34 protein-coding genes are annotated in these 26,073 nt (G+C 67.0%); 8 read left to right on the top strand and 26 right to left on the bottom strand.

Going from position 1 to position 26,073, the window contains the following annotated elements:
- The first annotated feature begins 48 nt into the window (after nt 1–48).
- Genes HIR79_RS18000 through HIR79_RS18020 form a run of 5 tightly spaced genes read left to right on the top strand, consistent with a single transcriptional unit; the run spans nt 49 to nt 4,824 of the window.
- Entirely contained in the window at nt 49–840 is a 792-nt protein-coding gene (locus HIR79_RS18000) for an SDR family NAD(P)-dependent oxidoreductase (protein WP_169959394.1), read from the top strand.
- Complete coding sequence (locus HIR79_RS18005) at nt 837–2,198, top strand: NAD(P)/FAD-dependent oxidoreductase (RefSeq protein WP_169959395.1); 1,362 nt, start codon at nt 837–839, stop codon at nt 2,196–2,198. Before HIR79_RS18000 ends, HIR79_RS18005 begins: the two co-directional genes overlap by 4 nt.
- Nucleotides 2,195–3,022: a DUF1365 domain-containing protein gene (locus tag HIR79_RS18010; protein WP_169959396.1), complete on the top strand. Its 828-nt coding sequence runs from the start codon at nt 2,195–2,197 to the stop codon at nt 3,020–3,022. The genes HIR79_RS18005 and HIR79_RS18010 overlap by 4 nt, the downstream gene beginning before the upstream one ends.
- A complete protein-coding gene (locus tag HIR79_RS18015) occupies nt 3,019–4,290 on the top strand; it encodes an SAM-dependent methyltransferase (protein ID WP_169959397.1) in 1,272 nt (423 codons plus the stop codon). Before HIR79_RS18010 ends, HIR79_RS18015 begins: the two co-directional genes overlap by 4 nt.
- Before the next feature lie 9 nt (nt 4,291–4,299).
- Nucleotides 4,300–4,824 carry a DUF2878 domain-containing protein gene (locus HIR79_RS18020; protein WP_169959398.1) on the top strand — a complete coding sequence of 175 codons (525 nt, stop codon included), beginning with the start codon at nt 4,300–4,302 and terminating at the stop codon, nt 4,822–4,824.
- Here the strand turns inward: HIR79_RS18020 and HIR79_RS18025 are convergent.
- Nucleotides 4,783–6,642 carry a putative bifunctional diguanylate cyclase/phosphodiesterase gene (locus HIR79_RS18025; RefSeq protein ID WP_169959399.1) on the bottom strand — a complete coding sequence of 620 codons (1,860 nt, stop codon included), beginning with the start codon at nt 6,640–6,642 and terminating at the stop codon, nt 4,783–4,785. The genes HIR79_RS18020 and HIR79_RS18025 overlap by 42 nt on opposite strands.
- Nucleotides 6,643–6,863: 221 nt before the next feature.
- On the opposite strand from HIR79_RS18025, the gene fabA reads away from it, so the two are divergent.
- Nucleotides 6,864–7,379 (top strand): 3-hydroxyacyl-[acyl-carrier-protein] dehydratase FabA, encoded by a 516-nt coding sequence (fabA, locus tag HIR79_RS18030; protein ID WP_169959400.1) that lies wholly within the window; start codon nt 6,864–6,866, stop codon nt 7,377–7,379.
- A 14-nt stretch (nt 7,380–7,393) separates the two neighbouring features.
- Nucleotides 7,394–8,611 carry a beta-ketoacyl-ACP synthase I gene (gene fabB, locus HIR79_RS18035; protein ID WP_169959401.1) on the top strand — a complete coding sequence of 406 codons (1,218 nt, stop codon included), beginning with the start codon at nt 7,394–7,396 and terminating at the stop codon, nt 8,609–8,611.
- A gap of 124 nt (nt 8,612–8,735) precedes the next feature.
- Here the strand turns inward: fabB and HIR79_RS18040 are convergent, their stop codons facing one another.
- The 4 genes from HIR79_RS18040 to HIR79_RS18055 form a co-directional block, all read right to left on the bottom strand.
- Nucleotides 8,736–9,506 carry a lysophospholipid acyltransferase family protein gene (locus HIR79_RS18040; RefSeq protein WP_169959402.1) on the bottom strand — a complete coding sequence of 257 codons (771 nt, stop codon included), beginning with the start codon at nt 9,504–9,506 and terminating at the stop codon, nt 8,736–8,738.
- Nucleotides 9,503–10,396: a sugar nucleotide-binding protein gene (locus HIR79_RS18045; protein WP_169959403.1), complete on the bottom strand. Its 894-nt coding sequence runs from the start codon at nt 10,394–10,396 to the stop codon at nt 9,503–9,505. The genes HIR79_RS18040 and HIR79_RS18045 overlap by 4 nt, the downstream gene beginning before the upstream one ends.
- Nucleotides 10,397–10,432: 36 nt before the next feature.
- Nucleotides 10,433–11,098, bottom strand: coding sequence for a single-stranded DNA-binding protein (locus HIR79_RS18050; protein ID WP_169959404.1), 666 nt, complete (start codon nt 11,096–11,098; stop codon nt 10,433–10,435).
- 85 nt (nt 11,099–11,183) lie between these two features.
- Nucleotides 11,184–12,572, bottom strand: a complete 1,389-nt coding sequence (locus tag HIR79_RS18055) for an MFS transporter (RefSeq protein WP_169959405.1) — start codon at nt 12,570–12,572, stop codon at nt 11,184–11,186.
- Between the two features lie 161 nt (nt 12,573–12,733).
- Here HIR79_RS18055 and uvrA point away from each other — a divergent pair, with 161 nt between their 5' ends.
- Entirely contained in the window at nt 12,734–15,595 is a 2,862-nt protein-coding gene (uvrA, locus tag HIR79_RS18060; RefSeq protein WP_169959406.1) for an excinuclease ABC subunit UvrA, read from the top strand.
- Between the two features lie 230 nt (nt 15,596–15,825).
- Here the strand turns inward: uvrA and rplQ are convergent, their stop codons facing one another.
- The 21 genes from rplQ to rpsC all read right to left on the bottom strand — a co-directional run bounded on the left by rplQ (nt 15,826) and on the right by rpsC (nt 26,072).
- Complete coding sequence (rplQ, locus tag HIR79_RS18065) at nt 15,826–16,218, bottom strand: 50S ribosomal protein L17 (RefSeq protein ID WP_169959407.1); 393 nt, start codon at nt 16,216–16,218, stop codon at nt 15,826–15,828.
- A 39-nt stretch (nt 16,219–16,257) separates the two neighbouring features.
- Nucleotides 16,258–17,256, bottom strand: a complete 999-nt coding sequence (locus HIR79_RS18070) for a DNA-directed RNA polymerase subunit alpha (RefSeq protein ID WP_110070686.1) — start codon at nt 17,254–17,256, stop codon at nt 16,258–16,260.
- 79 nt (nt 17,257–17,335) lie between these two features.
- Nucleotides 17,336–17,956, bottom strand: a complete 621-nt coding sequence (gene rpsD / locus HIR79_RS18075; protein ID WP_110070685.1) for a 30S ribosomal protein S4 — start codon at nt 17,954–17,956, stop codon at nt 17,336–17,338.
- A gap of 12 nt (nt 17,957–17,968) precedes the next feature.
- Nucleotides 17,969–18,355: a 30S ribosomal protein S11 gene (gene rpsK, locus HIR79_RS18080; protein ID WP_013331014.1), complete on the bottom strand. Its 387-nt coding sequence runs from the start codon at nt 18,353–18,355 to the stop codon at nt 17,969–17,971.
- Nucleotides 18,356–18,394: 39 nt separating this feature from the next.
- Nucleotides 18,395–18,751: a 30S ribosomal protein S13 gene (rpsM, locus tag HIR79_RS18085; RefSeq protein WP_110070684.1), complete on the bottom strand. Its 357-nt coding sequence runs from the start codon at nt 18,749–18,751 to the stop codon at nt 18,395–18,397.
- A gap of 123 nt (nt 18,752–18,874) precedes the next feature.
- Nucleotides 18,875–18,988, bottom strand: coding sequence for a 50S ribosomal protein L36 (gene rpmJ / locus HIR79_RS18090; RefSeq protein ID WP_031384759.1), 114 nt, complete (start codon nt 18,986–18,988; stop codon nt 18,875–18,877).
- Nucleotides 18,989–19,065: 77 nt separating this feature from the next.
- The gene (gene secY / locus HIR79_RS18095; RefSeq protein ID WP_110070683.1) at nt 19,066–20,397 is read right to left on the bottom strand and encodes a preprotein translocase subunit SecY; all 1,332 of its coding nucleotides are present in this window, start codon (nt 20,395–20,397) and stop codon (nt 19,066–19,068) included.
- Nucleotides 20,398–20,832, bottom strand: a complete 435-nt coding sequence (gene rplO / locus HIR79_RS18100; protein WP_110070682.1) for a 50S ribosomal protein L15 — start codon at nt 20,830–20,832, stop codon at nt 20,398–20,400.
- Nucleotides 20,833–20,835: 3 nt separating this feature from the next.
- Nucleotides 20,836–21,018: a 50S ribosomal protein L30 gene (rpmD, locus tag HIR79_RS18105; RefSeq protein ID WP_110070681.1), complete on the bottom strand. Its 183-nt coding sequence runs from the start codon at nt 21,016–21,018 to the stop codon at nt 20,836–20,838.
- Between the two features lie 5 nt (nt 21,019–21,023).
- Nucleotides 21,024–21,524 (bottom strand): 30S ribosomal protein S5, encoded by a 501-nt coding sequence (gene rpsE / locus HIR79_RS18110; protein ID WP_110070680.1) that lies wholly within the window; start codon nt 21,522–21,524, stop codon nt 21,024–21,026.
- An 11-nt stretch (nt 21,525–21,535) separates the two neighbouring features.
- The gene (gene rplR / locus HIR79_RS18115; RefSeq protein WP_023007536.1) at nt 21,536–21,886 is read right to left on the bottom strand and encodes a 50S ribosomal protein L18; all 351 of its coding nucleotides are present in this window, start codon (nt 21,884–21,886) and stop codon (nt 21,536–21,538) included.
- Nucleotides 21,887–21,895: 9 nt separating this feature from the next.
- A complete protein-coding gene (rplF, locus tag HIR79_RS18120; protein WP_110070679.1) occupies nt 21,896–22,426 on the bottom strand; it encodes a 50S ribosomal protein L6 in 531 nt (176 codons plus the stop codon).
- A 9-nt stretch (nt 22,427–22,435) separates the two neighbouring features.
- Complete coding sequence (gene rpsH / locus HIR79_RS18125; protein WP_110070678.1) at nt 22,436–22,828, bottom strand: 30S ribosomal protein S8; 393 nt, start codon at nt 22,826–22,828, stop codon at nt 22,436–22,438.
- 32 nt (nt 22,829–22,860) lie between these two features.
- Nucleotides 22,861–23,166 carry a 30S ribosomal protein S14 gene (gene rpsN, locus HIR79_RS18130; RefSeq protein WP_110070677.1) on the bottom strand — a complete coding sequence of 102 codons (306 nt, stop codon included), beginning with the start codon at nt 23,164–23,166 and terminating at the stop codon, nt 22,861–22,863.
- A gap of 11 nt (nt 23,167–23,177) precedes the next feature.
- Nucleotides 23,178–23,717, bottom strand: a complete 540-nt coding sequence (gene rplE / locus HIR79_RS18135) for a 50S ribosomal protein L5 (RefSeq protein ID WP_023007540.1) — start codon at nt 23,715–23,717, stop codon at nt 23,178–23,180.
- An 18-nt stretch (nt 23,718–23,735) separates the two neighbouring features.
- Entirely contained in the window at nt 23,736–24,053 is a 318-nt protein-coding gene (rplX, locus tag HIR79_RS18140) for a 50S ribosomal protein L24 (protein WP_023007541.1), read from the bottom strand.
- A gap of 14 nt (nt 24,054–24,067) precedes the next feature.
- Nucleotides 24,068–24,439, bottom strand: coding sequence for a 50S ribosomal protein L14 (gene rplN / locus HIR79_RS18145; protein ID WP_110070676.1), 372 nt, complete (start codon nt 24,437–24,439; stop codon nt 24,068–24,070).
- Nucleotides 24,440–24,491: 52 nt separating this feature from the next.
- Nucleotides 24,492–24,752 carry a 30S ribosomal protein S17 gene (rpsQ, locus tag HIR79_RS18150; RefSeq protein WP_110070675.1) on the bottom strand — a complete coding sequence of 87 codons (261 nt, stop codon included), beginning with the start codon at nt 24,750–24,752 and terminating at the stop codon, nt 24,492–24,494.
- 1 nt (nt 24,753) lies between these two features.
- Nucleotides 24,754–24,945 carry a 50S ribosomal protein L29 gene (rpmC, locus tag HIR79_RS18155; RefSeq protein WP_110070674.1) on the bottom strand — a complete coding sequence of 64 codons (192 nt, stop codon included), beginning with the start codon at nt 24,943–24,945 and terminating at the stop codon, nt 24,754–24,756.
- Complete coding sequence (gene rplP, locus HIR79_RS18160) at nt 24,945–25,358, bottom strand: 50S ribosomal protein L16 (RefSeq protein ID WP_110070673.1); 414 nt, start codon at nt 25,356–25,358, stop codon at nt 24,945–24,947. Before rplP ends, rpmC begins: the two co-directional genes overlap by 1 nt.
- Before the next feature lie 15 nt (nt 25,359–25,373).
- Nucleotides 25,374–26,072, bottom strand: a complete 699-nt coding sequence (rpsC, locus tag HIR79_RS18165) for a 30S ribosomal protein S3 (RefSeq protein ID WP_110070672.1) — start codon at nt 26,070–26,072, stop codon at nt 25,374–25,376.
- Nucleotide 26,073: the final 1 nt, after the last annotated feature.

Raw genomic sequence — 26,073 nt, forward strand, 5'->3', positions numbered from 1 at the left:
ACCCCCGGCGGCCACCCCGGCAGCAGGACGCCGATCACTGGAGGTTGCATGTCCCTATCCGGCACCCAACGCATCTGGCTCACCGGCGCCACCTCCGGCATCGGCCGCGCCCTCGCCGAGCGCCTGCTGGCCGATGGCCACCGGGTCGCGCTCAGCGCCCGGGGCGAGGCCGACCTCGAGGCGCTGGCCGCCGGGCGCGACAACGCCCTGCTGCTGCCCCTGGACGTGAGCGACCGCGCCGCGGTGGCCCGCGCCGGCGAGCGGATCGCCGAGGCGTTCGGCGGCCTCGACCTGGCGCTGCTCAATGCCGGCACCTGCGAATACCTGGAGGCCGGCCGTTTCGACGTCGACCTGGTGGAGCGGGTCTTCGCGCCGAACTTCCACGGCGCCGTCTACTGCATCGGTGCGGCCCTGCCGCTCTTGCGCCGGGCCCGCGCCGAGGGAGGCCGGCCGCTGCTCGCTGCCACCTCCAGCGCCGCGGCCTATCTGCCGCTGCCCCGCGCCGAGGCCTACGGCGCCTCCAAGGCGGCGCTCAGCCACTTCCTCGAGGCCCTGCGCCTGGACCTCCACGGCGAGGGCATCGGCGTCAGCCTGATCCACCCCGGCTTCGTGAAGACCCCGCTCACCGATCGCAACGACTTCGCGATGCCGCTGCGCATCGAGGCCGACCAGGCCGCCGAAGCGATCCTCGACGGGCTCGCGCGGCGCCGCCTGGACATCCACTTCCCGCGCCGCTTCACCCTGCTGGTGAAGCTGATGGGCATCCTGCCCCCGGCGCTGCGCCACCGCCTGGGCCTGCGCCTGGTGCGCACGGCCACCACCACGGAGACCGCTCCATGACCGCCTTCCATCGCCACCCCGGGGCGCCGGAGCCCTCCCGCCGCATCGCCGTGATCGGCAGCGGCATCGGCGGCATGGCCGCCGCCTGGTACCTCTCCGGCCGCCACCAGGTGACCCTCTTCGAGGCCGCCGACCGCCTGGGCGGCCACACCGCCTCGGTGGATGTCGAGCTGGACGGCAGGCACTACGCGATCGATACCGGCTTCATCGTCTTCAACGACTGGACCTACCCCCACTTCCGGCGCCTGCTGGCGCAACTCGGGGTGCCCTCCCAGCCCACCGAGATGAGCTTCTCGGTGCACGAGACGGCACGGGACTTCGAGTACAACGGCCACACCCTGGCGAGCCTCTTCGCCCAGCGTCGCAACCTGCTGCGCCCGAGCTTCTACCGACTGCTGCGCGACATCCTGCGCTTCAACCGCGAGGCGACCCGGGCGCTGGAAACCGGCACCCTGGACCCGGCCATGACCCTCGGCGAGTGGCTCGAGGCCAACGGCTACAATGACGCCTTCCAGCGCCGCTACCTGCTGCCCATGGGAGCCGCCATCTGGTCGGCGAGCCTGCAGGACCTGCGCGACTTCCCGCTGCAGTTCTTCGTGCGCTTCTTCCGCCACCACGGCCTGTTGTCGGTCAACGACCGCCCCCAGTGGTACACCCTGGTGGGTGGCTCACGGAGCTATATCCCGGCGCTCACCGCCCCCTACGCCGACCGCATCCGGCTCTCGACCCCGGTGCAGGGCATCCGCCGCCTGGCCGACGGGGTCGAGCTGCGCACCGCTGCCGGCACCGAGCGCTTCGACGAGGTGGTGCTGGCCTGCCACGCCGACCAGGCGCTGGCCCTGCTGGAGGACCCGACCCCCGCCGAGCGCGAGGTCCTCGCTGCGCTGCCCTACCAGGACAACGAGGTGGTGCTGCATACCGATACGCACCTGCTGCCCCGCCGGCGGCGCGCCTGGGCGAGCTGGAACTACCGCCTCGACGGGCGCGGCGTCGACGAGCGCATCTCGGTGACCTACGACATGAACATCCTCCAGCGCCTGACGGCGCCCCACACCTTCTGCGTCACCCTCAACGATGGTGACGCCATCGACCCGGACAAGGTGCTGGGACGCTTCACCTACGCCCACCCCCAGTTCACCCTGGCCGGCGAGGCGGCCAAGGCCCGCCACGCCGAGATCTCGGGCCCCGCCTTCCGCACCCACTACTGCGGCGCCTACTGGCGCAACGGCTTCCACGAGGACGGCGTCTGGAGCGCGCTGCGGGTGGCCCGTGGCCTGGGCTGCGACGAGGAGGGGCCGAGCCTGGTGGCAGGCGTGCCCGCGGCGGCGCCCGCCTCCCTCGAGGGCAGCGCGGCATGAGCCACGCGCCCCGCTCGCGAATCTATCGCGGCAGCCTGCGCCACCGGCGCTTCCTGCCGCGCCACCACGCCTTCACCTACCAGGTGTGGATGGCCTGGCTGGACCTGGACGAGCTTCCCGGGCTCTTCGACGGGGTGCCCGGCTTCAGCGCCCGGCGCCCGGCCCTGGCACGCTTCCGGCGCGAGGACTATCTCAAGGACTATCTCAAGGACGATCTCAAGGACGACCTCAAGGGCGAGCTCACCCCCCATGACCGGCCGCTGAAGCAAGCGGTACGCGAGGAGCTGAAGCGCCAGCTGGGCTTCGCCCCCGATGGCCGCATCTGCCTGCTGACCCAGCTGCGCACCTTCGGCGTCGGCTTCAACCCGATCTCGCTCTACTACGCCTTCGATGCCGAAGGCGAGCTGCGCGCCGTGCTCGGCGAGGTGACCAACGTGCCCTGGGGCGAGCGCATGCGCTACGCCTGCGCGGTGGAGCCGGCTCGCCGCGTCCACCAGGCGACCTTCGACAAGGCGATGCACGTCTCGCCCTTCAACCCCATGGACATGGTCTACCGCTGGCGCTTCAACACTCCGGAAGAGCGCCTGCTGATGCACATGGAGACCTGGCAGGGCGAGGCGTGCCACTTCGACGCCACCCTGACCCTGGAGGCCCGGCCGGCGACCCGGGTCGTGCTGCTCGCCACCCTGGCACGCCAGCCCTGGATCAGTCTCAAGACCCTAGCCGGTATCCACTTCGAGGCCCTGCGCCTGTGGCTCAAGCGCGTGCCGATCCACGACCACCCCGGCCCAGACCCGAGTTCCCGCAAGGAGAGGTCCACGTGAACACCCTGCGCTCTGCAAGCACCACCCGCCCCCTCGTGGAGGAGGCCGACCGCCTGACCCGCTGGCTGCGCCCCCGGCTGCTCGACCAGCTCGACCGCCTGGAGGGCGGCCAGGTGACCCTGATCGAGGGGCACCGCCGCCACCAGCTGGGCCAAGGTGGCCCCCTGAAGGTCACCCTGGTGGTGCGCGACAGCCGCGCCTGGAAGCGCCTGGCGCTGGGCGGCACCGTGGGCGCCGCCGAGGCCTATATGGACGGGGACTGGGATACCGATGACCTGGTGGCCCTGGTGCAGCTGCTCGCCGCCAACCTGGAACGGGTCAACGGCGAGATGGAGAACGGCACCGCCCGCCTGGGCCGCTGGCTGCTCTCCGCGCTCTATCGCCTGCAGCGCAACAGCCTCAAGGGCTCGCGGCGCAATATCGCCGCCCACTACGACATCGGCAACGAACTCTTCGCCACCTTCCTGGACGCACGCCACCTGATGTACTCCAGCGCCGTGTTCCCCTACCCGGAGGCGAGCCTGGAGGAAGCCTCGACCTTCAAGCTGGACCTGATGCTGGACCGCCTCGACGTGCGGCCCGAGCACCACCTGCTGGAGATCGGCACCGGCTGGGGGGGACTGGCCATCCACGCGGCGCGCACCCGCGGCTGCCGGGTCACCACCACCACCATCTCCGAGGAGCAGTACGCCCATACCGCGCGGCGCATCGAGGAGGAGGGACTCGGGGATCGCATCACCCTGCTCAAGCAGGACTATCGGGAGCTCGAGGGGCGTTTCGATCGGCTGATCTCGGTGGAGATGATCGAGGCGGTGGGGCACCAGTACCTGGACACCTACCTGGCCACCCTGGACCGCCTGCTGGCCGACGATGGCCTGGCCATGCTGCAGGCCATCACCATCCGCGACCAGCGCTTCGAGGCGGCCAAGCGCGAGATGGACTTCATCAAGCGCTACATCTTCCCGGGCGGCTTCCTGCCCTCCCACCGCGCCATCCTCGACGGCCTGGCCCGGCGCACCTCGATGAACGTGCTGTCCCTGGACGAGATCGGCACCCACTACGCGCGCACCCTGCGCGAATGGCGCCACCGCTTCGAGGCCAACCTCGAGCGGGTGCGCAAGCTGGGCTATGACGAGCGCTTCATCCGCATGTGGCGCTACTACCTCTGCTACTGCGAGGGCGGTTTCCTGGAGCGCAGCATCGGCACCTGCCACCTGCTGCTGGCCAAGCCTGGCGCACGCCCCGCTCCGCTGACCGGCAGCCACTGAGGCATGGCCATGGTCTCGACCCTGCGCCAGCCCGCCACCCGGCGCAGCCTGCTCAACCTGGCGGCCTTCGAGCTGGGCTGGCTGGCCTGCGTGCTGGGGGGCTCCTGGGTCGCGGTGCCGGCCGCCGCCCTCCTCCTGGGCCTTCACCTGGCCTGGCAGGCGCGGCCCGGCGAGTGGCGCTGGCTGGCCGGCTTCGCGGCGCTGGGGCTGGCGGTGGACGGCGGGCTCACGCTGGCCGGCGGCTTCGAGTTCGGCGACCAGCCGCTCGCCTTCGGGGTGCTGCCGCTCTGGCTGTGGCTGCTGTGGCCGCTCTTCGCCACCCTGCTCCACCACTCCCTGGCCTGGCTGTGGCAGCGCCCCTGGCTCGCCGTGCTGGGCGGCGCCATCAGCGGCCCCTTCTCCTACTACGCCGGCGCCCGCCTCGCCGATGTGACCCTCGCCCCCTGGCTGCTGCCCGCCCAGGCGCTGGTGTGGGGCCTGCTCTGCCTGTGGTTAACCGTTCGCCTCGGCCACGGCGAGCGCTCCCGCGCCTGACCCCTGCGGCTGACGGCGCGCCTCGAGGGCGGCGGCCGGCTCCGGCCGCGCATAGAGGAAGCCCTGAACCAGATCGCAGCCCGCGGCCCGCAGGAAGTCACGCTGCGCCTCGGTCTCGACCCCCTCGGCGATCACCTCCAGGTCAAGCCCCCGGGCCATGGCCAGCACCGCGGTGACGATGGCGGCATCGGCGCGGTCGCCGGGCAGGGCGTGAACGAAGGCGCGGTCGAGCTTGAGCTTGTCCAGCGGCAATTTCTTGAGATAGCCCAGCGACGAGTAGCCGGTGCCGAAGTCGTCGATGGCGACGGGGTGCCCCAGCGCGCGCAGCGCCTCCAGGCGCGGGGCGATGTCCCCGGCGCGCTCGTCGAGCAGCACCGACTCGGTGATCTCCAGCCCCAGCAGCCGCGCCGGCACCCCGTGGCGGGCCAGCCCCGTGCTGAGCGCCGACTCCAGCTCGCCCTGGAACATCTGCAGCGCGGAGACGTTGATCCACACCGGCAGCTCGGGCATCCCCAGCCGTCGCCAGCGCGCCTGGCAGGCCAGCGCCTCGTCGATCACCCAGTTGCCCAGCGAGGCCATCAGGCCGTGGCGCTCGGCCAGGGGGATGAAGTCGGCCGGCGAGATCAGCCCGTCCCGGGGGTGGCGCCAGCGCAGCAGGGCCTCCCAGCCCACCAGGCTGCCGTCGTCCAGGCGGTGCTGCCCCTGGTAGTGCAGCTCCAGCTGGGCGCCGACGGCCAGGGCGTGGCGCAGGTCGTTGACCAGCCCCAGCTGCGGGCTCTCCTGCACGTCCAGGGCGGGGCGGAAGCGCTGGCTGTGATTGCGCCCATGGCGCTTGGCGGAGTAGAGCGCCGACTCCAGGCGCTGGAAGAGGGTATCGGACTCGCGGCCATCCTCGGGGGCGCGGCAGCTGCCGATGGTGAGCCCCAGGCGCAGCGAGTGCCCCTGCAGCTCGAAGGGCTCGCCGAGGTGAGCGTGGAGGCCGGCGACCCACTTGTCGTGGTCGTCGAAGGTGGTGGTGCGGATCACCATGAACTCGTCGCCGCCCAGGCGCCCCACCACGCCGCCGGCCACGTGGTGGGCCAGGCGCTGGCCGAAGCGCGCCAGCAGCCGGTCGCCCTGCTCCACGCCGAGGGCGTCGTTGATCGCCTTGAAGCCGTCGATGTCGACCAGCGCGATGTCGAGGCTCTCCCCGGCGCGCAGGTGGCGCAGCCGCGAGGCCATCAGGTCATGGAGGCGCCGCCGATTCGGCAGGCCGGTGAGGGGATCCTCGAAGCCGATCCGGCGCAGGTCGCGCTCACGCGCCTTGTGCATCGAGATGTCGGTGAACAGGCAGACATGGTGGCTGAGCCGCCCGCTGGCATCGCTGATGGCCCGCACGCGCAGCCACTCGGGGTACTCGTCACCGTGCTTGCGCCGGTTCCACATCTCCCCCTCCCAGCGCCCGGTGGCCTGCAGGGTCTGCCAGTAGCGCTCGAAGAAGGCAGTGTCGTGGCGCGGGGCCGCCAGCGAGGTGGCATTGCGGCCGCGCACCTCCTCGAAGCTGAAGCCGGTGATGCGGGTGAAGGCGGGGTTGACGGCGAGGATCCGGTTGGCGGCGTCGGTGATGATGACGCCATCCTCGGTCAGCGCCAGCGCCTCCTGGCCCAGCCGGGCGTGCTGGTGCTCGCGGCGCACCTGCCGCCAGGCATCCGCCAGGCCGACCGCCACCAGCGTCAGGGCCACGCCGCGCAGGAGCAGATCGGGCAGCCAGAGGGTCGCCGTGAGGCCGACCAGGCCCACCCACAGCAGCGGGCGGTTGAGGGAGAAGGGTGGCCACATGGGTTGGCTCGGCTCGTGCGTGAATGGAGAGGCGCTCGTCAGCCTATCGGCAGAACGGACGTTTACTGTACCCCTTCGGGGCACCCGGCCATTCCACGCTGACGTCGGAGATGGGCACTCGGCGTGCATTCCCCCTGCGCGGACAGTAGACTTAACGCCAGTCGCCTGGCGGCGGCCTGTCGCCTGCCGCGCACAATAACTTCGACCTTCGGAATGACCCAGTGACCAAGCAACACTCCTTTGATCGCGAAGAACTGCTGGCCTGCTCCCGCGGCGAGCTCTTCGGCCCGGGCAATGCCCAGCTGCCGGCCCCCAACATGCTGATGCTCGACCGCATCACCCGCATCTACGAGGATGGCGGCGACTTCGGCAAGGGCGAGCTGATCGCCGAGCTCGATATCCACCCCGACCTGTGGTTCTTCGACTGCCACTTCCCCGGCGACCCGGTGATGCCCGGCTGCCTGGGGCTGGATGCCATGTGGCAGCTGGTCGGCTTCTACCTGGGCTGGCTGGGCCACCCGGGCCGCGGCCGCGCCCTGGGCTGCGGCGAGGTGAAGTTCACCGGCCAGATCCTGCCGGATGCCAGGAAGGTCACCTACAAGATCGACATCAAGCGCATCATCACCCGGCGCCTGATCCTGGGCATCGCCGACGGCACCGTGTCGGTCGATGGCCGCGATATCTACCAGGCCACCGACCTGCGCGTGGGCCTGTTCACCTCCACCGCGAACTTCTGAATCAGGAGGCTTCCATGCGACGAGTGGTAGTCACCGGCCTGGGTATCGTGTCCTGTCTGGGCAATGACCGTCAGGCCGTTCTCGAGGCGCTCAAGGAAGGGCGTTCCGGCATCCGTTTCAAGGAGGAGTACGCCGAGCGCGGCTTCCGCAGCCAGGTGGCGGGGGTGGTCGATATCGACCTGGACGCCCTGATCGACCGCAAGCTGCGCCGCTTCATGGGCGACGCCGCGGCCTACGCCTATGTCTCCATGGCCCAGGCCATCGAGGACTCTGGCCTGACCCCGGAGATGGTCTCCAGCGAGCGCACCGGCCTGATCGCCGGCTCCGGCGGTGCCTCCAGCGCCAACCAGGTCGAGGCCGCCGACATCATGCGCGAGAAGGGCCTGCGCCGGGTGGGGCCCTACCGGGTCACCCGCACCATGGGCAGCACCGTCTCCGCCTGCCTCGCCACGCCGTTCAAGATCAAGGGCATCAACTACTCGATCTCCTCCGCCTGCGCCACCTCCGCCCACTGCATCGGCAACGCCATGGAGCAGATCCAGATGGGCAAGCAGGACGTGGTCTTCGCCGGCGGCGGCGAGGAGGAGCACTGGACCCTCTCCTGCCTGTTCGACGCCATGGGGGCGCTCTCCACCCAGTACAACGAGACCCCCGAGAAGGCCTCCCGCCCCTATGACCAGGCCCGCGACGGCTTCGTCATCGCCGGCGGCGGCGGCATGCTGGTGCTCGAGGAGCTGGAGCACGCCCGCGCCCGCGGCGCGAAGATCTACGCGGAAGTGGTCGGCTACGGCGCCACCTCCGACGGCCACGACATGGTCGCCCCCTCCGGCGACGGCGCCGTGCGCTGCATGCGCCAGGCCATGGCCACGGTGGACGGGCCGATCGACTACATCAACACCCACGGCACCTCCACGCCGGTGGGCGACGTGGCCGAGCTCAAGGCGATCCGCGAGGTGTTCGGCGACACGACGCCGGCCATGAGCTCCACCAAGTCGCTGACCGGCCACTCCTTGGGCGCCACCGGCGTGCAGGAGGCGGTCTACTCGCTGCTGATGATGGAGAACGACTTCATCGCCGCCTCGGCCAACGTCGAGACCCTCGACGAGCAGGCCGACGGCTTCGACATCGTGACCCAGCGCCGCGACGGCGTGAAGATCGAGCGGGTGCTCTCCAACAGCTTCGGCTTCGGCGGCACCAACGCCTGCCTGGTGCTGGAGAAGCTCAAGGACTGAGCTCAAGGACCGAGCGCAAAAGCGTGCTCGACTGAAACGAGAACGGCGCCCCGCGGGGCGCCGTTCTCGTTATGGCCGGCGGGTGGCGGCAGCGGGGCCTGCCGGGCGATCGGGCCGCACAGGATCAGCGCCTGGCGGATGCCTCGAGCGGAGCCGCCTCGCCCCCCGTGGCGACCGGGCGCGGCACTTCGGAGATCTCGGCCAGCCGGGCCTCGATCCACGCCTCCACCTCGACCAGCACCTCCTCCGGCGTGCGGCCATCCGTCTCGATGGGCGGCCCCACCACCAGCGACAGCCGCCCGGGATTCTTCACCCAGTGGCGCCCCGGCCAGCGCTCGCCGGCGTTGTGGGCCACCGGCACCACCGGCACCCCGGCGCGGCAGGCGATCACCGTCCCGCTCTTGTTGTAGCGCTTGCGGTGCCCCGGAGCCACCCGGGTCCCCTCCGGGAAGATCAGCACCGAGAGCCCCTCGTCCAGGCGCTGCTTGCCCTGGGTGAGTACCTGCTTCATGGCCCGGGCGGGACGGGAGCGATCCAGGGCGATGGGGTGCAGCAGGCGCAGCCCCCAGCCGAACAGCGGGATGCGCAGCAGCTCCTGCTTGAGCACGGTGCACACCGGCGGCTTGAGGATCTGCAGGTAGATGGTCTCCCACTCGCACTGGTGGTTGGCCAGGATCACGCAGGGCCCCGCGGGCAGCCGCTCGCGCCCACGGATCTCGTAGCGCACCCCGCACGCCCAGCGAAACCAGGCGGTGATCAGGTGGTTGTAGACGTTGAGCAGGCGGTAGCGGCTGCCGAGCGGCAGCAGCGGCGCCAGCGGCAGGAAGAGCACCCCGCACACCAGCATGATCAGGAAGTAGCCGACGTAGAAGAGCAGGCTGCGCAGGACATTCATGGGGACGACGGTTCCTCCGGCGGCTCGGGGTCGCGACGGTTGGCCTCGCACCAGGCATCGAGCATCCGCCCCACCTCCAGCCGCCAGGGTTTCTGGTGGACGCCGAATACCTCCAGCACCCGCCGGCAGTTGAGCACCCGGCGCAGCGGATGGTCATGGTGGTGGTGCATGGCCTTCACCTCGCCCAGGGCGACCCGCTCGCCGAGCCCCTCGAGACGGGTGGCGAGCTGGGTGCGCACCATGGAGACGAAGGTGTAGACGCTGACCGGCTCGGTGCCGGCCAGGTGGTAGCTGCCCCAAGCCTCGGCGCCGCAGTGCTGCTGCTGGAGCATGCCGATCAGCGACATGGCCACGGCGTCCGCCGAGGTGGGGCAGCAGGTGACGTCGGCCTCGCCGCGCACCTCGCGCCCGTCCACCAGGGTATCGATCAGCTCTCCCAGCCAGGCATGGCCGCCCTCGAGGGCGAACAGGGGCCCCAGCCGCACGATCAGGTGGCGCGGACACTCGGCGCGGATGCGATCGCCGGTGGTCACCAGGCGGCGCAGGCTCTCGTCCCGGGGCCGCGGGATGACGTGCTCGTCGATGGGCTCGGCGAAGCCATCCTCGTAGAGCTGGTCGGAGACGCACCACACCAGCGCCACCCCGGCCTCCCGGCACACCTCCATGCACCGCTCCACCGCCTCGGCGTGGGCGGTGACCTCCGCCGGCGCGGCGCGGATGGGGCGCGACAGCGGGGGGATGACCAGCGCATCCGGCGCCACCTCGGCGAGCCGCTCGGCATCGATCACGCTGCCGGCGTCGATGACCAGCTCGGTATCGGTGCGCCGGTTGGCCTCGCGAGCCAGGGACAGGCTCAGGCAGTGGCCGGCATCCAGTATCAGCAGCTTCACTCGTGCTCCTCCCTGCGCCCGACGGGTCGTTCCACCTTAGAACGGAATCTCGTCATCGAAGTCGTCGAAGCTGCCCGGATCCGGCGCCCCGTAGTTGCCCTGCTGGTTGCCCTGCTGGTTGCCCTGCTGCTGCCCCTGCTGGGGCGGCGCGGGGCGCTGCTGGGGCTGGGCCGGACGCTGGGGAGCACCGCCACCCTGGGGCTGGCCGCCGCCGAAGTTGCCGGCCGGCTGCGGCGCGCCGCCGTAGCCCCCCTGCTGGGGCTGGCCACCGAAGCCGCCGCCCTGCTGGGGCGCACCACCACCGTACTGGCCACCCTGATAGCCGCCCTGCGGGGCCTGGCCACCGCCCTGGAAATCACCGCCGCCACGAGAGTCGAGCATCTGCATGTCGTTGACCACGATCTCGGTGCTGTAGCGATCCTGGCCGTCCTGACCCTGCCACTTGCGGGTCTGCAGGCGGCCCTCGACGTAGACCTTGCTGCCCTTCTTGAGGTACTGCTGGGCGATCTCGGCCAGCTTGTTGAACAGCACCAGGCTGTGCCACTCGGTGCGCTCCTGGCGCTGGCCGCTCTGCTTGTCCATCCAGGTATCGGTGGTGGCCAGCCGCAGGTTGGCCACCGGGGCCCCGGAGGGCATGAAGCGAACCTCGGGATCCTGTCCCAGGTTGCCGATCAGAATGACCTTGTTGACGCCACGGGCCATGTTGGACTCCTTGCTGTCATGAATGCATGTGTCTGCAGGCAGGCCTGCAGGATGGCGCATCGCGCGCCCGCTTGCGAGCCGCGTTTCAGGCGCGCTCCTTGCCAGTATCGATCACCTTCGCCAGGGCCTCCTCGTCGAGGCGCCGGCGATCCACCTTGAGGTAGGCCAGCCGCTCCTCGGGCACCACCAGCACGTCCTCCACGCCGGCCACCTCGGCGAAGCGAGCCGCCAGGGCCTCGAGGGCCGCGCCCTGGTGCTCGTCATCCAGCGCCACCACCTCGCTGGCCAGGTGGGGCGGCGGGGTCATGCCCGCCATCAGCGCCAGCCACACCAGCACCAGCAGCCCGGCGCCGACGAACACCGCGGAGAGCCCCCACTGCTGGGCCAGGAAGCCGCCCAGCACGCCCCCCAGGAAGGCGCCGAGGAACTGGCTGGTGGAGTAGATCCCCATGGCGGTGCCCTTGGCCCCCGCCGGCGCCAGCTTGCTGAGCATCGACGGCAGGGTCGCCTCGAGCAGGTTGAAGGCCACGAAGAAGAGCCACAGCCAGGCCAGCAGCCCCCACAGGCTGCCGCCCAGGCCGGCCAGCCCGCCGAGGCTCAGGGCAATGGCGGCGATGGCGGTCAGGCACATCGCCTTCATCTGGCGACGCTTCTCGGCCAGGATCACCAGCGGCACCATGCCGAGGAAGGCCAGCAGCATCACGCCCAGGTAGGTGAGGCCATGACGCTCCACCGCGATCCCGGCCTCCACCAGCCGGAAGGGCACGGCGACGAAGATCGCCATCAGGATCAGGTGCAGGGCGAAGATCGAGAGATCCAGGCGCAGCAGGTCGGCGCGCCCCAGGGTCCTGCCGAGCTGGGCCCGTTCGATCCCCACGTCGCGATGCTGCAGGCGGCGCGGCGCCGGGGGCACCAGCTTCCACAGCACCACCAGGCCCAGGGTGGCCAGCGCCGCGGTGAACCAGAATACCGCCGAGAGCCCGAAGGCGGCGGCCAGCCAGGGGCCCAGCACCATGGCCACGGCGAAGGCGACGCCGATGGAGAGCCCGATGGTGGCCATGGCCGCGGTGCGCACCTGCTCGCGGGTCTGGTCGGCGAGCAGCGCCATGATGGCGGCGGCCACCGCCCCGCTGCCCTGCAGGCAGCGCCCGAGGATCACCCCGCCGATGGTGTCGGCCTGGGCCGCCACCACGCTGCCGACCATGAACAGCACGAGGCCGAAGGCGATCACCGGCTTGCGGCCGAGGCGGTCCGAGAGGGCGCCGAAGGGGATCTGCAGCAGCGCCTGGGTGAGCCCGTAGACGCCCAGCGCCAGGCCCACCAGCAGCGGCGTGGCGCCGGTGAGCTCGTCGGCGTAGAGGGCCAGCACCGGCAGCACCATGAACAGGCCCAGCATGCGGGTGGCATAGAGGCCGGCCAGGCCGGTGATGGCGCGCCGCTCGCTGGCAAGCAGCAGCCCGGAAACCTTTCGCATAGGGAGGATGACGTTCCATGCTCGGGCGCGAGGCGCCCTTGAGTGAATCGCATATTCTAGCGGCTCGCCACCACTCAGGGAAAGCCGCGGTCCGGCGCCGCTTTGCCGACGGCGCGGGCGGGCCCGTATAATCGTCCTTTTGCCGTGCGCCCGAGGTGGGAATGGACAGGATTCTGGTCAGGGGTGCCCGCACCCACAACCTGAAGGATATCGACGTCGAGCTGCCCCGCGACAGGCTGATCGTGGTCACCGGGCTCTCCGGCTCGGGCAAGTCGTCGCTGGCCTTCGACACCCTCTACGCCGAGGGCCAGCGCCGCTACGTGGAGTCGCTCTCCACCTATGCGCGCCAGTTCCTGTCGATGATGGAGAAGCCCGACGTCGACCATATCGAGGGGCTCTCGCCGGCGATCTCCATCGAGCAGAAGTCCACCTCCCACAACCCGCGCTCCACCGTGGGCACCATCACCGAGATCTACGACTACCTGCGCCTGCTGTTCGCCCGGGCCGGCACCCCGCGCTGCCCGGAGCACGGCGAGGACCTGGAGGCCCAGACGGTCTCGCAGATGGTCGACCAGGTCCTGGCGCTGCCCGAGGGCAGCAAGCTGATGCTGCTGGCGCCGGTGGTCAAGGGGCGCAAGGGGGAGCACCTGCAGCTGCTGGCCGAGCTGCGCGCCCAGGGCTTCGTGCGCGCCATGGTGGATGGCCAGGTGCTGGAACTCGACGACATCGCGCCGCTGGACAAGAACAAGAAGCACGACATCAGCGTGGTGGTGGACCGCATCAAGGTCCGCGAGGGGCTCCAGCAGCGTCTGGCGGAATCCTTCGAGACGGCGCTGGGCCTCTCCGACGGCATCGCCATGGTCCATTTCATGGACGGCGAGCATGACGACATCGCCTTCTCGGCGCGCTTCGCCTGCCCCGTCTGCGGCTACTCCATCGCCGAGCTCGAGCCGCGCATGTTCTCCTTCAACAACCCCGCCGGCGCCTGCTCGAGCTGCGACGGCCTCGGCGTGCAGCAGGTCTTCGATCCCGAGAAGCTGATCAGCCACCCGGAACTCTCCCTGGCGGAGGGGGTGATCAAGGGCTGGGATCGCCGCAGCGTCTTCTACTTCAACCAGCTGCAGTCGGTGGCAGAGCACTACCGCTTCACCCTCGAGACCCCCTGGCAGGAGCTCGCCCGCCACGAACGCGAGGTGATCCTGCACGGCAGCGGCCACGACGAGATCGCCTTTCACTACGTCAATGACCGCGGCCGCAAGGTCACCCGCCAGCACCCCTTCGAGGGCATCCTCCCCAACCTGCAGCGCCGCTACCGCGAGACCGAGTCCAACATGGTCCGCGAGGAGCTGGCCCGCTACATCACCGTGCAGCCCTGCCCCGCCTGCCACGGCTCGCGGCTGCGCAAGGAGTCGCGGCACGTCTTCATCGACGAGCGCAGCCTGCCGGAGATGGTGCACCTGCCTATCGGCGAAGCCTGGGCCTACTTCAAGACCCTGGCGCTGCCGGGCCGGCGCGGCGAGATCGCCGAGAAGATCATCAACGAGATCCACGCCCGGCTGGAGTTCCTGGTCAACGTGGGGCTGGACTACCTGACCCTGGAGCGCAGCGCCGACACCCTCTCCGGCGGCGAGGCCCAGCGCATTCGCCTGGCCAGCCAGATCGGCGCCGGCCTGGTAGGCGTCATGTACATCCTCGACGAGCCCTCCATCGGCCTGCACCAGCGCGACAACGACCGCCTGCTCAAGACCCTGGAGCACCTGCGCGACCTGGGCAACACCGTGATCGTGGTGGAGCACGACGAGGACGCCATCCGCGCCGCCGACCATGTGCTGGACATCGGCCCCGGCGCCGGCGTCCACGGCGGGCGCATCGTCGCCCAGGGCACGCCGGCGGCGGTGATGGCCAATCCCGACTCCCTCACCGGGCAGTATCTGGCCGGCACCCGCCGCATCGAGGTCCCGCCGTGGCGGATTCCCGGCAACCCGGAAAAGGTGCTGCGCCTGGTGGGCGCCACCGGCAACAACCTCCAGGACGTGACCCTGGAGCTGCCCCTGGGGCTCTTCATCTGCGTCACCGGCGTTTCCGGCTCCGGCAAGTCGACGCTGATCAACTCGACGCTGATGCCGATCGCCGCCCGGGAGCTCAACCACGCCACCAGCCTCACCCCGGCCGCCCATGAGCGCATCGAGGGCCTCGACCAGCTCGACAAGGTGATCGACATCGACCAGAGCCCCATCGGGCGGACCCCGCGCTCCAACCCGGCCACCTACACGGGGATCTTCACGCCGATCCGCGAGCTCTTCGCCGGGACCCAGGAGGCGCGCTCGCGCGGCTACAAGCCCGGCCGCTTCTCCTTCAACGTCAAGGGCGGGCGCTGCGAGGCGTGCCAGGGCGAGGGCATGATCAAGGTGGAGATGCACTTTTTGCCCGACATCTACGTGCCCTGCGACGTCTGCAAGGGCAAGCGCTACAACCGCGAGACCCTGGAGATCCAGTACAAGGGCAAGTGCATCGACGAGGTGCTGGCGATGACCGTGGAGGAGGCGCTGGCCTTCTTCAGTCCGGTCCCCGCCATCGCCCGGCGCCTGCAGACCCTGCTCGACGTGGGGCTCTCCTACGTGCGCCTGGGGCAGAGCGCCACCACCCTCTCCGGCGGCGAGGCCCAGCGGGTCAAGCTGGCCAGGGAGCTGGCCAAGCGTGACACCGGCAAGACCCTCTACATCCTCGACGAACCCACCACCGGGCTGCACTTCGAGGACATCCGCCAGCTGCTCACCGTACTGCACCGCCTGCGCGACCACGGCAACACCATCGTGGTGATCGAGCACAACCTGGACGTGATCAAGACCGCCGACTGGCTCGTCGACCTGGGCCCCGAGGGGGGCTCCGGCGGCGGGCGCATCATCGCCGAGGGCACCCCGGAGCAGGTGGCGAAGATGGAGGCCTCCCATACCGGGCGCTTCCTCAGGCCGCTGCTGGAGCGAGCCGAGCACAGCAAGAAAAAGGCTGAAAGCGTCACCTGATGCCCCAGAGGGCAGCGGCGCTGGGGGCAGGCCTGGAGGGGGTCCTACGCCAGGGATGGCGTCGGTAGCACCCAGGGAGGGGTTCACAGCGCCCCCGCTCAGGCCTGTCGCCGGAAAAGCCGCGGATTCAGCCCACTCACCGGAACTCCTCTCAGCATGCCCAAGATGAAAAAAACCGGCCCCTCGAGAGGGGCCGGTTTGGCGTGCCTTGGCGGAAGGCCGGTCGAGGATCACTCCTCGGTGGCAGCTTCCTCGGCCTCGACGACCGGACGGTCGACGAGCTCGACGTAGGCCATGGGCGCGTTGTCGCCGGTACGGAAACCGCACTTGAGGATACGGACGTAACCGCCCGGACGCTCGACGTAACGCGGGCCCAGCTCGTTGAACAGCTTGCCCACCGCTTCCTTCGAGCGGGTGCGGGCGAAAGCCAGACGACGATTGGCGACGCTGTCCTGCTTGGCCAGGGTGATGAGCGGCTCGATGACGCGACGCAGCTCCTTGGCCTTGGGCAGGGTTGTCTTGATGACCTCATGCTCGATCAGCGACACGCTCATGTTCTTGAACATGGCCTGGCGATGCGAGCTGGTCCGATTCAGATGACGACCACTCTTACGATGACGCATGGTTGTGATTCCTTACCAAACTGGGACTCGGGTCGGCGCTCACGCGGAGGCCTTGTCGTCCTTCAGGCTAGCCGGCGGCCAGTTTTCCAGCCGCATGCCCAGGGAAAGACCGCGCGCTGCCAGAACGTCCTTGATCTCGTTCAGGGACTTCTTGCCGAGGTTCGGCGTCTTCAGCAGCTCCACCTCGGTGCGCTGGATCAGATCGCCGATGTAATAGATGTTCTCGGCCTTCAGGCAGTTGGCGCTGCGAACGGTCAACTCGAGATCGTCTACGGGGCGCAGCAGGATCGGATCGATGTGATCCTCCTCCTCCTCCACTTCCTGTTCCTTGTCGGCTTCCAGATCGACGAACGCGGCCAGCTGATCCTGCAGGATGGTCGCGCTGCGACGGATCGCCTCTTCGGGATCCAGGGTGCCGTCGGTCTCCAGGCTGATGATCAGCTTGTCGAGGTCGGTGCGCTGTTCGACACGCGCGGCCTCGACGCTGTAGGAGACCCGACGCACGGGGCTGAAGGTCGCATCCAGCTGCAGGCGGCCGATGGCACGAGACTCGTCGTCTGCCCCGATGCGAGCGTCCGCCGGCTCATAGCCGCGGCCGCGTGCCACCTTGAGCTGCATCTTCAGCTCGGCGCCCTCGTTGACGTGGGCGATGACGTGCTCGGGGTTGACGATCTCGACGTCGTGGTCGAGGGCAATGTCACCCGCGGTAACGACGGCCGGGCCCTGCTTGTTCAGCGAGAGCACCGCCTCATCGCGGCTGTGCATCTTGATCGCCACGTCCTTGAGGTTCAGGAGGATCTCGATGACATCTTCCTGGACCCCTTCGATCGCGCTGTACTCGTGATCGACACCGCCGATCTCGACTTCCACCACGGCGCAGCCGGGCATGGACGAGAGCAGGATACGACGCAGTGCGTTGCCCAGGGTGTGGCCGAAGCCACGCTCGAAGGGCTCGAGCACGATCTTCGCGTGATGTGCGCTGATCTCTTCGACCTTGATGTCGCGCGGGCGAAGAAACTCGGTCACTGAACGCTGCATATGTACACCTTTCAGGCTGCCAAACGGATACTCGGTACTCTGAGCCGGCCCCCGCGAGGGGGCCGGGCGCTAGCAGCGCTTACTTGGAGTACAGCTCGACGATCAGGGCCTCGTTGATGTCGGCCGTCAGGTCGCCACGCTCGGGCAGCGCCTTGAACGTGCCTTCCATCTTCTTGGCATCGACCTCGATCCAGGTCACATCACCGCGGTTGGCGGCCAGTGACAGGGCACTCTGGATGCGCGCCTGGTTCTTCGCCTTCTCGCGAACGGAGACCACGTCACCCGGCTTGACCTGGTAGGAAGCCACGTTGACGGTGCGGCCGTTCACGGCGATGGCCTTGTGGCTGACCAGCTGCCGAGCTTCGGAGCGGGTAGAGCCATAGCCCATGCGGTAGACGACGTTGTCCAGTCGGGATTCGAGGAGCTGCAGCAACACTTCGCCGGTCGCGCCCTTGAGACGGGCCGCTTCCTTGTAGTAGTTGCGGAACTGCTTCTCGAGTACGCCATACATTCGGCGCACTTTCTGCTTCTCGCGAAGCTGCAAGCCGTATTCGGAAATACGCTGACGACGCTGGCCGTGCACACCCGGAATCTGCTCGGATTTGCACTTCTTCTCGAAGGGAGTCACACCGCTCTTCAGGAAGAGGTCGGTGCCTTCACGACGAGACAGTTTGCACTTCGGTCCAATATAACGAGCCATGAATCTGTCTCCTTAAACGCGGCGTTTCTTCGGCGGACGGCAGCCATTGTGGGGAATGGGCGTCGCGTCGGTGATGCTCTGCACGCGGAAGCCGGCGGCATTGAGTGCGCGCACGGCGGATTCACGGCCAGGACCGGGGCCCTTGACCAGCACGTCGACGTTTTTCACACCATACTCGGCTGCAGCGGTCGCTGCACGCTCGCTTGCTACTTGAGCAGCGAACGGGGTGCTCTTGCGAGAACCACGAAAACCCGAACCACCGGCAGTTGCCCAGGAAAGAGCATTGCCCTGGCGGTCTGTGATCGTAATGATCGTGTTGTTAAAAGAGGCGTGGATATGCGCAACGGCATCCACTACCTGCTTTTTAACCTTCTTGCGATTGCTACGCGGGTTAGCCATGTTGATGTATCTTCCTGTCTTTACGCCAGAACGTGCGTGTTATTTGCGGATCGGCTTGCGCGGGCCCTTACGGGTACGCGCATTGGTCTTGGTACGCTGACCACGCAGCGGAAGACCACGACGATGACGCAGACCACGGTAGCAACCCAGGTCCATGAGACGCTTGATATTCAGCGTCACATCACGACGAAGGTCACCTTCTACGGTGTACTTGCCGACCTCGGAGCGCAGGGTATCCAGCTCTTCGCTGGACAGATCCTGGATCTTGGTGGTCGGCGCGATGCCGGACGCGGCACAGATGTCCTGTGCACGAGTGCGGCCAATCCCGAAGATATAGGTCAGCGAGATCGCCGCATGCTTGTTGTCCGGGATATTGACGCCTGCAATACGGGCCATCAGCTTACTCCGAAATTTGAGCGGCTTGCTCGTTGGGTCTACTACAAAAGGCGCAACAGCATACCCCTTTCCCCGCGAGAGGGCAAGAGGCATGCCGGCACCCGGTTCAGTACAGCGTCAGGTTCAGCCCTGGCGCTGCTTGTGCCGCGGCTCGGTGCAGATGACGCGCACGGCGCCATTGCGACGAATGATCTTGCAGTTGCGGCACATTTTCTTTACGGAAGCACGAACTTTCATCGTTCCATCTCCAAGGTTGGCTCGCACCGCGAGCCGATCGCTCGCCCCGCGGTGCGCCAATTCACGTGCGGCGCGCCTCAGCGCATGATGCCGCCGCTACCGTAGCCTTTCAGGTTGGACTTCTTCATCACCGACTCGTACTGGTGCGACATGAGGTGCGACTGCACCTGGGCCATGAAGTCCATGATGACCACCACGATGATCAGCAGCGCGGTACCGCCGAAGAAGAACGGCACGTTCCACGCCACGATCAGGAACTGGGGCATCAGGGAAACCGCAGTGATGTACAAGGCGCCGAACAGGGTCAGACGGGTCATGACCTTGTCGACGTAGCGAGCGGTCTGCTCGCCCGGACGAATCCCCGGCAGGAAGGCACCCGACTTCTTGAGGTTGTCGGCGACGTCCTTGGGATTGAAGACCAGCGCTGTGTAAAAGAAGCAGAAGAATACCACCGCCGCGGCGAAAAGCAAGATGTGCAGGGGCTGCCCCGGCCCGAGGGCCTGGGAAGCACGCTGCAGCCACTCGAGGCCGTCGCCGGCACCCACCCACTGACCCAGCGAGGCCGGGAACAGCAGGATGCTGGAGGCGAAGATCGGCGGAATGACGCCCGCCATGTTCACCTTCAGCGGCAGGTAGCTGCTCTGGCCGGCGTACATCTTGTTGCCGACCTGACGACGCGGGTAGTTCACGGTGATGCGACGCTGGCCGCGCTCGATGAACACCACGAAGGCCACGGTGGCGACACCCAGCACGGAGAGTGCCAGCAGCGGCAGCACGTTCCAGGCGCCCTCGTTGCGAGCCAGCTCGAAGGCCTGGCCCACGGCACCCGGAAGGCCCGCGACGATGCCGGCGAAGATCAGCAGCGAGATGCCGTTGCCGATCCCCTTCTCGGTGATCTGCTCGCCGAGCCACATCAGGAACACCGCACCACACACGAAGGTGACGATGGCGGTGAAATAGAAGCTGAAGTCGGCCGTGTAGGCGATACCCTGGCTGGCCAGGCCCACCGACATGCCGGTGCCCTGGACCAGGGCGAGCAGCACGGTACCGTAGCGGGTGTACTGGCTTATCTTGCGACGACCGGCCTCGCCTTCCTTCTTGAGCTGCTCAAGATGGGGCGAGACCGCGGTCAGCAGCTGCATGATGATCGACGCCGAGATGTAGGGCATGATGCCCAGCGCCATGATGCTCATGCGCTCCAGGGCGCCACCCGAGAACATGTTGAACATGCCCAGGATGGTGCCCTGCTGCTCCCTGAACAAGGCAGCAAGCTGGTCAGGATTCATACCGGGCACGGGGATGTGGGCACCGATCCGGTACACCACGATGGCGAGGAGCACGAAGCGCAGACGCGCCCACAGTTCACCCAGACCGCTGCCCATCGCCGGCACTTTTCCTGACTTGGCCATTTAGTCCTCTACCTTGCCACCGGCGGCTTCGATCGCAGCACGGGCACCCTTGGTGACCTTGATGCCGCGGACGGTAACCGCCTTGTTCAGTTCGCCGGAGAGGATCACCTTCGCGTGCAGCGTGGCGTCCTTCAGCACGTTGGCCTGCTTCAGGGTCTCCAGGGTGACCTCGTCACCGGCGACCTTGGCGAGCTCGCCCAGGCGCACTTCTTCGGAGACCAGCGACTTCATGGAGGTGAAGCCGAACTTCGGCAGACGACGCTGCAGCGGCATCTGACCGCCCTCGAAGCCGGGCTTGACGCTGCCGCCGCTGCGCGACTTCTGGCCCTTGTGGCCGCGGCCGCCGGTCTTGCCCAGACCGGAGCCGATACCACGGCCGACGCGCTTCTCGGCGTGCTTGGAGCCCGGTGCCGGGCTCAGGCTATTGAGTTTCATGGATTACTCTCCCTCAACGCGCACAAGGTAGTTAACCTTGTGGATCATGCCGCGTACGGCAGGGGTGTCTTCCAGTTCAACCGTGTGACCGATGCGGCGCAGCCCCAGGCCCTTCATGGTGGCCTTGTGCTTGGGCAGGATGCCGATGGTACTGCGGGTCTGGGTAACCTTGAGTGTTGCTGCCATGGTATTTACCCCGTGATCGCTTCGACAGACAGACCGCGCTTGGCGGCGATGTCTTCCGGCGCTTGCATGGCAGTCAGGCCCTTGACGGTAGCCCGCACCACGTTCACCGGATTGGTGGAACCGTAGCACTTGGCCAGGACGTCGTGGACGCCTGCCAGCTCGAGCACGGAGCGCATGGCGCCGCCGGCGATGATGCCGGTACCCTCGGAAGCCGGCTGCATGTACACCTTGGAGGCGCCGTGACGGGCCTTGACCGGGTACTGCAGGGTAGTGCCTGCGAGGTTGACCTTGACCATGTTGCGGCGAGCCTGGTCCATCGCCTTCTGGATCGCGACCGGCACTTCACGCGCCTTGCCGCGACCGAAGCCGACACGGCCCTTGCCGTCGCCCACGACGGTCAGGGCGGTGAAACCGAAGATACGGCCACCCTTGACCACCTTGGCGACACGGTTGACCTGGACCAGTTTCTCCTGGAGGTCGCCGCTTTGCTGTTCGTTCTTCGCCATCGTAAAACCCTTTAGAATTCCAGGCCGCCTTCACGAGCGGCGTCGGCCAGAGCCTTCACGCGGCCATGGTACTTGAAGCCGGCACGATCGAAGGCCACCTGGGTGATGCCTGCTTCCTTAGCGCGCTCGGCAATCAGGGCGCCCACCTTGGCGGCGGCGTCAGCATTGCCGGTTGCACCCTCACGCAGGGCCTTGTCCAGCGTGGAAGCGCTGGCCAGGACCTTGCCACCATCCGGCGAGATAATCTGCGCGTAGATGTGACGGGGGGTACGGTTGACGCACAGGCGATACACGCCCAGCTCGCGGATCTTGGCGCGAGCGCGGCGGGCACGACGGAGACGAGATTCTTTCTTCGCGTTCATAACCCTGCCTTACTTCTTCTTGGCTTCTTTGCGACGCACCTGCTCGTCGGCGTACCGGACACCCTTGCCCTTGTAGGGCTCAGGCGGACGGAAGGCGCGGATTTCCGCTGCAGCGTGGCCGAGCTTCTGCTTGTCCGCGCTCTTCAGCACGATCTGGGTGTTCTTGGGCGTTTCCGCCGTGACACCCTCAGGCAGCGTGTAATCGACCGGGTGCGAGAAGCCCAGTGACAGATTGAGCGTCTGGCCCTTGGCCTGGGCACGATAACCGACGCCGATGATTTCGAGGGTCTTGGTGAAGCCTTCGCTCACGCCGGTGACCAGGTTCTGAACCAGGGCACGGGTGGTGCCGGCCATGGCCCAGCTCTTGGCGGACTCGCTCGGCGTGAAGGTCAGCTGACCCTCTTCCTGACCGATCACCACATCGGGGTGAATGGTCAGTGACAGTGTGCCCTGGCCGCCCTTGGCGGTCAGCTGGTTACCGTCGAGCTTGATCTCGACGCCAGCGGGCACTTTTACCGGATATTTGGCTACGCGGGACATTCCAAACTCCTAGAATACGGTGCAGATGACTTCGCCACCGACACCGGCCTTGCGAGCCGCGCGATCGGTCATCACACCCTGAGAGGTAGTGACAATCGCGATTCCCAGGCCATCGGCGACCTTCGGCAGCTCGCCCTTGCCCTTGTACTGACGCAGGGACGGCTTGGACACGCGCTGCAGATGCTCGATGACCGGCTTGCCCTCGAAGTACTTGAGGGTAACGGTCAGTTCGGGCTTGGCGCTCTCGGTCACCGCGAAGTCGGTGATGTAACCCTCGTCCTTCAGCACGCGGGCCACCTCGATCTTCAGCTTGGAGGACGGCATGGTGACCGTCTCCTTGGTGGCCATCTGCGCATTGCGGATACGGGTAAACATATCCGCCAGAGTGTCTTGCATGCTCATTTACATTGCGCTCCTGATATCTCTACGTGGCGTTACCAGCTGGACTTCTTCAGTCCGGGTACGTCGCCACGCATGGCGGCTTCACGCAGCTTGTTGCGGCCGAGGCCGAACTTGTTGTAGTAGCCGTGCGGACGGCCAGTGATGCGGCAGCGGTTGCGCTGACGCACCGGGCTGGAGTCACGCGGCAGCTGCTGCAGCTTCAGCGTTGCCTCGAAGCGCTCTTCATCGGAAGCGTTGACATCCTGGATGATCGCCTTCAGCGCGGCGCGCTTGGCGGCGAATTTCGCCACCAGCTGGGTGCGCTTGAGCTCACGCTCAATCATGCTCTTCTTTGCCATGGTCCCACCCCTTATTTCTTGAACGGGAAGTTCAGCGCGCTCAGCAGCGCACGACCTTCTTCATCGGTGTTGGCGGTGGTGGTGATGGTGACATCCAGACCACGGATCCGATCGATCTTATCATACTCGATCTCCGGGAAGATGATCTGCTCACGCACCCCCATGGAGTAGTTGCCACGACCGTCGAAGGACTTCGGGTTGAGACCACGGAAGTCACGAACGCGGGGGATCGCGATATTCACCAGGCGATCGAGGAAGTCCCACATGCGCTCGGAGCGCAGGGTTACCTTGATCCCGATCGGCCAGCCTTCACGCACCTTGAAGCCCGCGATGGACTTGCGCGCCTTGGTCACCATCGGCTTCTGACCGGAGAGCTTCTCCAGGTCACCGATGGCATTCTCGATCAGCTTCTTGTCGCTGGTCGCTTCGCCGATGCCCATGTTCAGAGTCACCTTGGTGATCCGTGGCACCTGCATCACGTTGGCGTAGCTGAACTGCTCTTTGAGTTGAGCCACCACCTCGTTCTGATAACGTTCTTTCAAGTTCGCCATTTTGCTACCCGACTCGCGTTAGGCGTCGATCTGCGTCTGCGTCGACTTGTAGATACGTACCTTGGTACCGTCTTCCTGAACCTGGAAGCCGACGCGATCCGCCTTACCGGTCTCCTGGTTGAAGATGGCTACGTTGGACGCGTGAATCGGAGCCTCGCGCTCGACGATACCGCCCTGATTGCCCGCCATGGGGTTGGGCTTGGTGTGACGCTTGATCATGTTCACACCGGACACGACAAAGCGGTCGTCCTTGAGGACGCGCTTGACGGTGCCACGCTTGCCCTTGTCCTTGCCGGCGATGACGATCACTTCATCGTCACGTTTGATTTTTTGCATATCCGCCTCGCTCCTTACAGCACTTCAGGCGCCAAGGAAATGATCTTCATGAACTTCTCAGTACGAAGTTCACGGGTCACCGGCCCGAAGATACGGGTACCGATCGGCTGTTCGTTGGTGTTGTTCAACAGAACTGCCGCATTTCCGTCGAAGCGGATCAGCGAACCGTCGGGACGACGGACGCCGCTACGGGTGCGAACCACCACCGCCTTGAGGACCTGGCCTTTCTTGACCTTGCCACGCGGAATGGCTTCCTTCACCGTGACCTTGATGATATCGCCAACGTGGGCGTAGCGACGGTGTGAACCGCCCAGCACCTTGATGCACTGCACCCGGCGCGCCCCGCTGTTGTCGGCGACATCCAGCATTGTCTGAGTCTGAATCATCGGTTTTCTCCAAACCTAATCTGACTGCACTGGTTTGACAGGCGTGAGCCGATCAGCCCTTGGCCTGCTCGACCACCTCGACCAGCTTCCAGGACTTGGTCTTGGACAGCGGACGGCACTCCTGGATGGAGACCGTGTCGCCTGCCTTCGCCTGGTTCGCCTCGTCATGGGCGTGCAGCTTGGTGGAGCGCTTGACGTACTTGCCGTAGATCGGGTGACGCACGCGGCGCTCGATCATCACGACGATGGACTTGTCCATCTTGTCGCTCACCACCTTGCCGGTGAGCGTACGAGCTTTCTTCTCTTCGGCCATCTCAGTCACCTGCCTTCTCGTTGAGCACAGTCTTCACCCGGGCGATGTCCCGACGAACCTGCTTGAGCAGATGAGTCTGGCTGAGCTGACCGGTGGCCTTCTGCATGCGCAGGTTGAACTGCTCGCGGAGGAGTTCGAGGAGCTGACCTTTCAGCTCGTCGACTGACTTTTCACGGATTTCCTGGGCTTTCATCACATCACCGTCCGTTTCACAAAGGTGGTGGATACGGGCATCTTTTGCGCGGCGAGAGTGAAGGCCTCGCGGGCCAGCTCTTCGGACACGCCTTCGATTTCATACAGGACCCGGCCCGGCTGGATCTGTGCGACCCAGTACTCGACGGAACCCTTACCCTTACCCATACGGACTTCGAGTGGCTTCTTGGAAATCGGCTTGTCCGGGAACACGCGGATCCAGATCTTGCCGCCACGCTTGACGTGACGGGTGATCGCGCGACGGCCGGCTTCGATCTGGCGCGCAGTAATGCGGCCGCGACCGGTAGCCTTCAGGCCGTATTCCCCGAAGCTGATCTTGCTTCCGCGATGCGCCAGGCCACGGTTACGGCCTTTCTGCATCTTGCGGAATTTCATACGCTTGGGTTGTAACATCGACTCGCTCTCCCCTTACCTGGAACCTTTCTTCTTGGAGGGCGCGGCCTGAGGCTGCTTCGCCTTGGCGCGGACCTCTTCGATGCCCCCGAGGATCTCACCCTTGAAGACCCACACCTTGACACCGATGATGCCGTAGGTGGTCTTGGCCTCGAAGGTGGCGTAGTCGATGTCCGCACGCAGGGTGTGCAGCGGAACACGACCTTCCCGGTACCACTCGGTGCGCGCGATCTCGGCGCCACCCAGGCGACCGGAGAGCTGCACCTTGATGCCGCCGGCGCCCAGGCGCATGGCGTTCTGAACCGCGCGCTTCATGGCGCGACGGAACATGACGCGACGCTCGAGCTGGCCAGCGATGTTCTGGGCCACGAGCATGGCGTCCAGCTCGGGCTTGCGAACTTCTTCGATGTTGACGTGAACGGGCACGCCCATCATCTGGGTGACCTCACGACGCAGGCGATCGACATCCTCGCCCTTCTTGCCAATCACGATGCCCGGACGAGCGGTGTGAATGGTGATGCGTGCGTTGTTGGCCGGACGCTCGATGGTGATGCGGCTCACGGAGGCGTTCTTGAGACGCTCTTCCAGGAAGCGGCGCACTTCGAGGTCGTTGTTCAGCTTGTCGGCATAGGCGCCGCGCTCGGCATACCAGACCGACGTATGGTCCTTGACGATGCCCAGGCGAATGCCTGTCGGATTGACTTTCTGACCCATC

The sequence above is a fragment of the Halomonas sp. PGE1 genome (genome assembly GCF_013000985.1).
Lineage (GTDB): Bacteria > Pseudomonadota > Gammaproteobacteria > Pseudomonadales > Halomonadaceae > Halomonas > Halomonas alkalicola.

Excerpts from the sequence above, each read along its gene's own strand:
- HIR79_RS18005 (WP_169959395.1), top strand. The coding sequence starts at position 837 with ATGACCGCCTTCCATCGCCACCCCGGGGCGCCGGAGCCCTCCCGCCGC.
- HIR79_RS18025 (WP_169959399.1), bottom strand. The coding sequence starts at position 6,642 with ATGTGGCCACCCTTCTCCCTCAACCGCCCGCTGCTGTGGGTGGGCCTG.
- rpsN (WP_110070677.1), bottom strand. The coding sequence starts at position 23,166 with ATGGCAAAGAAGAGCATGATTGAGCGTGAGCTCAAGCGCACCCAGCTG.
- HIR79_RS18010 (WP_169959396.1), top strand. The coding sequence starts at position 2,195 with ATGAGCCACGCGCCCCGCTCGCGAATCTATCGCGGCAGCCTGCGCCAC.
- rpsQ (WP_110070675.1), bottom strand. The coding sequence starts at position 24,752 with ATGGCCGAAGAGAAGAAAGCTCGTACGCTCACCGGCAAGGTGGTGAGC.
- rpmC (WP_110070674.1), bottom strand. The coding sequence starts at position 24,945 with ATGAAAGCCCAGGAAATCCGTGAAAAGTCAGTCGACGAGCTGAAAGGT.
- rplO (WP_110070682.1), bottom strand. The coding sequence starts at position 20,832 with ATGAAACTCAATAGCCTGAGCCCGGCACCGGGCTCCAAGCACGCCGAG.
- HIR79_RS18000 (WP_169959394.1), top strand. The coding sequence starts at position 49 with ATGTCCCTATCCGGCACCCAACGCATCTGGCTCACCGGCGCCACCTCC.
- rplF (WP_110070679.1), bottom strand. The coding sequence starts at position 22,426 with ATGTCCCGCGTAGCCAAATATCCGGTAAAAGTGCCCGCTGGCGTCGAG.
- rplN (WP_110070676.1), bottom strand. The coding sequence starts at position 24,439 with ATGATTCAGACTCAGACAATGCTGGATGTCGCCGACAACAGCGGGGCG.
- rpsD (WP_110070685.1), bottom strand. The coding sequence starts at position 17,956 with ATGGCTCGTTATATTGGACCGAAGTGCAAACTGTCTCGTCGTGAAGGC.
- rplQ (WP_169959407.1), bottom strand. The coding sequence starts at position 16,218 with ATGCGTCATCGTAAGAGTGGTCGTCATCTGAATCGGACCAGCTCGCAT.
- rplR (WP_023007536.1), bottom strand. The coding sequence starts at position 21,886 with ATGAACGCGAAGAAAGAATCTCGTCTCCGTCGTGCCCGCCGCGCTCGC.
- HIR79_RS18040 (WP_169959402.1), bottom strand. The coding sequence starts at position 9,506 with ATGAATGTCCTGCGCAGCCTGCTCTTCTACGTCGGCTACTTCCTGATC.
- fabB (WP_169959401.1), top strand. The coding sequence starts at position 7,394 with ATGCGACGAGTGGTAGTCACCGGCCTGGGTATCGTGTCCTGTCTGGGC.
- rplP (WP_110070673.1), bottom strand. The coding sequence starts at position 25,358 with ATGTTACAACCCAAGCGTATGAAATTCCGCAAGATGCAGAAAGGCCGT.
- rpsH (WP_110070678.1), bottom strand. The coding sequence starts at position 22,828 with ATGAGCATGCAAGACACTCTGGCGGATATGTTTACCCGTATCCGCAAT.
- HIR79_RS18055 (WP_169959405.1), bottom strand. The coding sequence starts at position 12,572 with ATGCGAAAGGTTTCCGGGCTGCTGCTTGCCAGCGAGCGGCGCGCCATC.
- rplE (WP_023007540.1), bottom strand. The coding sequence starts at position 23,717 with ATGGCGAACTTGAAAGAACGTTATCAGAACGAGGTGGTGGCTCAACTC.
- rplX (WP_023007541.1), bottom strand. The coding sequence starts at position 24,053 with ATGCAAAAAATCAAACGTGACGATGAAGTGATCGTCATCGCCGGCAAG.
- HIR79_RS18020 (WP_169959398.1), top strand. The coding sequence starts at position 4,300 with ATGGTCTCGACCCTGCGCCAGCCCGCCACCCGGCGCAGCCTGCTCAAC.
- uvrA (WP_169959406.1), top strand. The coding sequence starts at position 12,734 with ATGGACAGGATTCTGGTCAGGGGTGCCCGCACCCACAACCTGAAGGAT.
- rpsM (WP_110070684.1), bottom strand. The coding sequence starts at position 18,751 with ATGGCCCGTATTGCAGGCGTCAATATCCCGGACAACAAGCATGCGGCG.
- rpmJ (WP_031384759.1), bottom strand. The coding sequence starts at position 18,988 with ATGAAAGTTCGTGCTTCCGTAAAGAAAATGTGCCGCAACTGCAAGATC.
- rpsE (WP_110070680.1), bottom strand. The coding sequence starts at position 21,524 with ATGGCGAAGAACGAACAGCAAAGCGGCGACCTCCAGGAGAAACTGGTC.
- rpsK (WP_013331014.1), bottom strand. The coding sequence starts at position 18,355 with ATGGCTAACCCGCGTAGCAATCGCAAGAAGGTTAAAAAGCAGGTAGTG.
- HIR79_RS18070 (WP_110070686.1), bottom strand. The coding sequence starts at position 17,256 with ATGCAGCGTTCAGTGACCGAGTTTCTTCGCCCGCGCGACATCAAGGTC.
- secY (WP_110070683.1), bottom strand. The coding sequence starts at position 20,397 with ATGGCCAAGTCAGGAAAAGTGCCGGCGATGGGCAGCGGTCTGGGTGAA.
- HIR79_RS18050 (WP_169959404.1), bottom strand. The coding sequence starts at position 11,098 with ATGGCCCGTGGCGTCAACAAGGTCATTCTGATCGGCAACCTGGGACAG.
- rpsC (WP_110070672.1), bottom strand. The coding sequence starts at position 26,072 with ATGGGTCAGAAAGTCAATCCGACAGGCATTCGCCTGGGCATCGTCAAG.
- rpmD (WP_110070681.1), bottom strand. The coding sequence starts at position 21,018 with ATGGCAGCAACACTCAAGGTTACCCAGACCCGCAGTACCATCGGCATC.